Origin of the sequence: uncultured Campylobacter sp. (genome assembly GCF_938045535.1) — a bacterium.
Lineage (GTDB): Bacteria > Campylobacterota > Campylobacteria > Campylobacterales > Campylobacteraceae > Campylobacter_B.
In genome coordinates, this window is sequence record NZ_CALIMQ010000045.1 from 1 (window position 1) to 4,808 (window position 4,808).

5 protein-coding genes are annotated in these 4,808 nt (G+C 47.4%); 3 read left to right on the top strand and 2 right to left on the bottom strand.

From position 1 onward, the window contains the following. Both Q0095_RS01785 and Q0095_RS01790 read right to left on the bottom strand, forming a co-directional pair. Positions 1-721: PLP-dependent aminotransferase family protein (locus Q0095_RS01785; protein ID WP_297880813.1), on the bottom strand; the 721-nt coding region annotated here is incomplete at its 3' end. Positions 722-760: 39 nt separating this feature from the next. Next, positions 761-1,459, bottom strand: a complete 699-nt coding sequence (locus tag Q0095_RS01790) for a hypothetical protein (protein WP_297880815.1) — start codon at positions 1,457-1,459, stop codon at positions 761-763. Positions 1,460-1,703: 244 nt separating this feature from the next. Between Q0095_RS01790 and Q0095_RS01795 the strand changes: the two genes are divergently transcribed. The 3 genes from Q0095_RS01795 to Q0095_RS01805 form a co-directional block, all read left to right on the top strand. Beyond that, on the top strand, positions 1,704-2,450 hold the full coding sequence (locus Q0095_RS01795; protein ID WP_297880817.1) for an SDR family NAD(P)-dependent oxidoreductase: 747 nt from the start codon (positions 1,704-1,706) through the stop codon (positions 2,448-2,450). Between the two features lie 16 nt (positions 2,451-2,466). After that, positions 2,467-4,161: a Na+/H+ antiporter NhaC family protein gene (locus Q0095_RS01800; protein ID WP_297880819.1), complete on the top strand. Its 1,695-nt coding sequence runs from the start codon at positions 2,467-2,469 to the stop codon at positions 4,159-4,161. Between the two features lie 310 nt (positions 4,162-4,471). Then, positions 4,472-4,808, top strand: a 337-nt coding sequence (locus Q0095_RS01805) for an EexN family lipoprotein (protein ID WP_297880821.1), incomplete at its 3' end; no start/stop codon positions are given.

Here is a 4,808-nt window from a genome sequence, read left to right on the forward strand (position 1 = left end):
ACACCGAGTACTTGCTTGCAAGTTCCACAATTTTTTTCTTTGTGGCTTCACAATAACTTCCGCCAAGTGGATTATGGAACCGGGAAATCGTATAAAATAGCGAAAAATCCCCACTCGCAAACAATTCCTCTAATCGGTTTAAATCAACTTCACCATCCATCTTCCGTTCAATCGTTTCGTACGGAATATTCAAATGCTTCACCAATTCATTCATTCGTGCATAAGTCGGTTGTTCGAGCAACACCTTTTTCCCTTGAATCAATTGCAATAAAATATATAGCGCTTGTTGAGTTCCAGTCGTGATGACCAATTGTTCCTTTGCAGCATACACCCCATACTCTTCTAAAATAGGCATTAACGCCTGAATCAATTCATCCATCCCAGAAGCTTGCTCTTTTTTAGTTAGCTTTAGATCATGTGCACTGGCAAGCGATTGATTAAAGCATATGCGCAAGTCCTCAATCGGAAGTTGAGAATAGTCTTCTTCAAATTCCTTCAACGGTTTCGGCTCAGAATTCTTTAATACATAAAAGCCACTTTTTTCGACCGCATAAATAAAACTTTCATCTTTTAGACTACGCAAGGCTCGTTGCACCGTATCCTTATTAACACCGTATCGAGAAACTAATTCTCGAATTGAGGGAAGTTTATCCCCTTTTTGAAGATTCCCAATTAATATTTCCTCTTTTAATGACTGAGCTAATTGCTGGTATTGATACATGACACACCTCCACTGTACCGGTACAGTTTGTTTTCATCTCTATTGTATCCTCACCTGTCCCGTTTTACAATACAGATACATTGAAACTCGAGGAATAGATATGAAAAAAATATTAATCGCAAACGACTTGCCAGGAATTGGCAAAGTTGCACTCGCACCCGCTATCCCGATTTTCGCCGTGAAATAAAAAATCCCCAGTATCGTCGCGTTTAGAAATACTCCAAAATATATCCGTTCTAACCCCCATATCCCTATGCTGGCGGCATGAATGGGCACAAAAATTATCACGACTAAGATCGGATAATAATCCGAAATTTTATTTTTGGCAAGGATTACGGTCGTAACGATGGCATATGCGATGAGCGTAAATGGAGAGATAAGCAAGAGTGCAAAAAGCGCGTTTATGCGCTGATAATCTTCGTGCCCGATTAAGACGCAAAAACTACAAAACGCGAGCGTTATGAGAAAAAATAAAGGTAAAATCCACCGCGTTTTCACGTCGCGCCCTTTAAGTAGCGATAAAAAGAGTAGATGAGAACCCAGCGCAATACAATAATAATCAAATATAACCGACGAGCTTAGAAACGTGAGCGGTATGGCGAGCAGCGTACCCGGTCCATCAAAATATACCCCACTAAACATGAGCCACGTGATAAAGAGTATAAAAGCATATTTCAGACCCGCATAAGTGGCGCAAGCACAGATACTAACGAGGATAAATCGTATAAATTTGTTCATTTGTCTTTTTCCTAAATTTAGGTAATTATAGCAAACCGCGACAAACGAACGGCGCAAAATTTTAAATTTAGCCGTGCGCTCGCCAAATCCACTGCCGATCGCGAGCTTGTGCGCACAAGAGAACCTGCTAATGTCTTCGTATTATTTCATCCGCGCCCGCGCCGCAAGAACAAATTTCATAAATTCTAAATCCGTTTTGCGTTATCATTGCACTAAATTTAAAATTTTACGCAAAGGGGATCATATGAAAAACACAGCATTCATCACGGGCGCTACGAGCGGCTTTGGCGAGGCGATCACTAGGGCGCTTAGCGCGCAGGGCTATAAGATCATCGCGCTTGGACGCCGCAAGGAGCGGCTACAAAAGCTAGCGAGCGAGCTTGGCGATACGCACATTATCGCCGCGGATATTCGCGATAAAACCGCGGTGTTTGATGCCGTAAGCGCGCTGCCCGAAAATTTCAAAGACGTCGAGGTGCTCGTAAATAACGCGGGCCTTGCGCTCGGACTTGAGGGGATCGCGCAGACGCCCGTAGAGGATTTGGAGACGATGGTCGATACGAATATCAAAGGCGTGCTGTATTCGACCAAGGCGGTGCTGCCGCTGATGATCGCGCGCGGCAGCGGCTATATCTTCAATCTCGGCTCAACTGCGGGCGCGTGGCCCTATCCGGGTAGCCACGTTTACGGCGCGAGCAAGGCGTTTATCAAGCAGTTTAGCCGCAATATCCGCAACGACCTGCGCGGCACCGGCATCCGCGTGACGGAGATCGCGCCGGGCATCTGCAAGAGCGAGTTTAGCCAGGTGCGCTTTAAAGGCGATCTAGCGCGCGCCGCGGCCGTGTATGAGGGAGTCGATGCGATCCTACCAGAGGATATCGCGCAGATCGTGCTAAGCTGCCTAGCGATGCCCCGTCGTGTAAATATCAACGTCGTAGAGGCGATGGCGACGCAGCAGAGCTGGGCTGGGCTTTTTATCGAGAAGCATTAAATTTTAAGGCGAGAAAATGAAAAAAATTCTATTACTAATGTTTTTATCGGTTGCCGCGTTTGCGGTGGATGATGCGACCAGGCAGCATAATGCCGAGCTTTTCGGCATCTGGACGCTAGTGCCACCCGTCGTGGCGATCGCGCTTGCCTTTATCACCAAAGAGGTGATTTTATCGCTTTTCATCGGCGTTTTTAGCGGCACCTATATGCTAGCAATCGTTAACGACAATCCGATCTCCGCGCTTGTGGGTAGCTTTACGGATCTAGTCTCGCGCGTGGTGGGCTCGATGGCCAGTAAAGGCAACGCGGGCGTGCTTTTGCAGGTGCTTTGTATCGGCGGCGTAGTCGCGCTGATTAGCAGGACGGGCGGCACGAAAGCCGTGGCGCTTTGGATTAGCAAGCGCGCTAAAACGGGCATCTCGGCGCAAATTTCAACGTGGATTATGGGTCTTTTCGTATTTTTCGACGACTACGCAAACGCCCTGATCGTAGGCCCAGTCATGAGGCCGATCACCGATAAATTTAGAGTCAGCCGCGAAAAGCTCGCCTTTATCATCGACGCCACCGCCGCACCGATTGCGGGTATCGCGCTAATTTCTACCTGGGTAGGTCTTGAAGTATCTTTGATAAGAGCGGGATATGATCAGATCGGCGTGCAAAACGTAAACGCCTTTTCGATCTTCGTGCAAACCATGCCCTATCGCTTCTACAATCTTTTTATGCTTGCTTTCGTAGTTTACGTGGCGTTCATGCGTAGAGATTTCGGACCGATGCTCTCCGCCGAAAGGCGAGCGGCGAGCGGCGAAATCCACTCTAAAAATTCTAACATCGCCGAGCTCGAAGATAAAACGCTAGAGCCCAAAGAGGGGATCAAGCCGCAAGCTTCAAACGCCGTTATCCCGCTTATTGTCTTAATCTGCGGCGCGTTTGCGAGCTTTTATTTTAGCGGGCTAAGCAAGCTTGAGGGCGATGCTCTCGTAGCCGCAAAAGCCGCCCCGCTAAGCTTTACGACGCTTCAGGCGACGTTCGGCAACGCAAACTCGTCGGTCGCGCTTTTTCAAGCGGCGCTTCTTGCTACGGTCGTGTCTATATTTATGAGCGTTTACCGCAAAATTTTTAACGTCAGAGAGGCGATCTCTACGTGGATTAAAGGGTGGAAGACGATGATCGTCACGATCGTGATCTTGCTGCTTGCCTGGTCGCTCAGCTCTGTCATCAAGGAGCTCGGCACGTCGCGCTATCTGGTCGATATGTTGAGCCAAAATACGCCGAAATTCTTGCTTCCGGTAGCGATTTTCGTGCTGGGCTCGTTCATTAGCTTTTCGACGGGTACGAGCTACGGCACGATGGGAATTTTAATGCCGCTTGCCATACCTTTGGCAAACGCCGTGGGACTTCACTACGGGCTTTCGGGCGATGCGCTTCACGCCTATATGATCGTAAATATCTCAGGTGTGCTAACCGGCGCGATTTTCGGCGATCACTGCTCGCCGATTTCGGACACCACGATCCTTTCGTCGATGGGCGCGGGCTGCGATCATATCGAGCACGTAAAGACGCAGATGCCTTACGCTCTATCCGTCGGCGCGGTCGCCGTGGTGGCGGGCTATCTGCCCGTAGCGCTAGGGCTTAGCGTCTGGATCGCGCTACCGATGGGGCTTGCCGTTACGTGGGCTCTCGTGCGGTTCGCAGGTAAAAAGATAGAGGAGTAGCTCTGTAAATTTTTAAATTTTGCTTTTGTCTTCCGCTTCCGAATTCCGCAAAGATGCGGAATTCTGTCCGGCGAAATTTTGCTTTATCCCGCAGAATTCCGCTTTGTAAAATTCCGTCGCGCGGATAAAATTTTAAAACGAAATTTCAAAAAGAGTGAGCAAATTTTAAAAGCTGAATTTTAACTAGCCGTGTTAAAACGGCGCGTGCGCCTGTAATTCAAATTTTTTAAAGTAAACGGATAGTAAAATACTGATAAATTTCAAACAAGGAGAATGAAATGAAAAATCCTAAAATGTTCCTCTGGGGGGGGTGTTAGCTGCTTTATTAGTAGGCTGCGGCGATGATACCGAGGTAAAAACTAAAGAATATTACGACGCTCATCCGGACGAAGCCAAAGAGGTTTTAGCGAAGTGCGATTTCAATACTTTAAAAGACGGAAGCAACTCCTATAAGAATTGCGTGAACGCTAAAACGGTCGTAGAAGAAAAGAGTATGGCGTATACTGTTGATTACTACCTAGAGCATTGGGACGAAGCTCAGGCTATCATGGAAAAATATAAAGACAAAATAACTTATGTATCTCGTAGCATTGTTATCCCAGCACATACTAATTCCTTAGCTGCTCAAGCTGCTATTATCGCTGGAG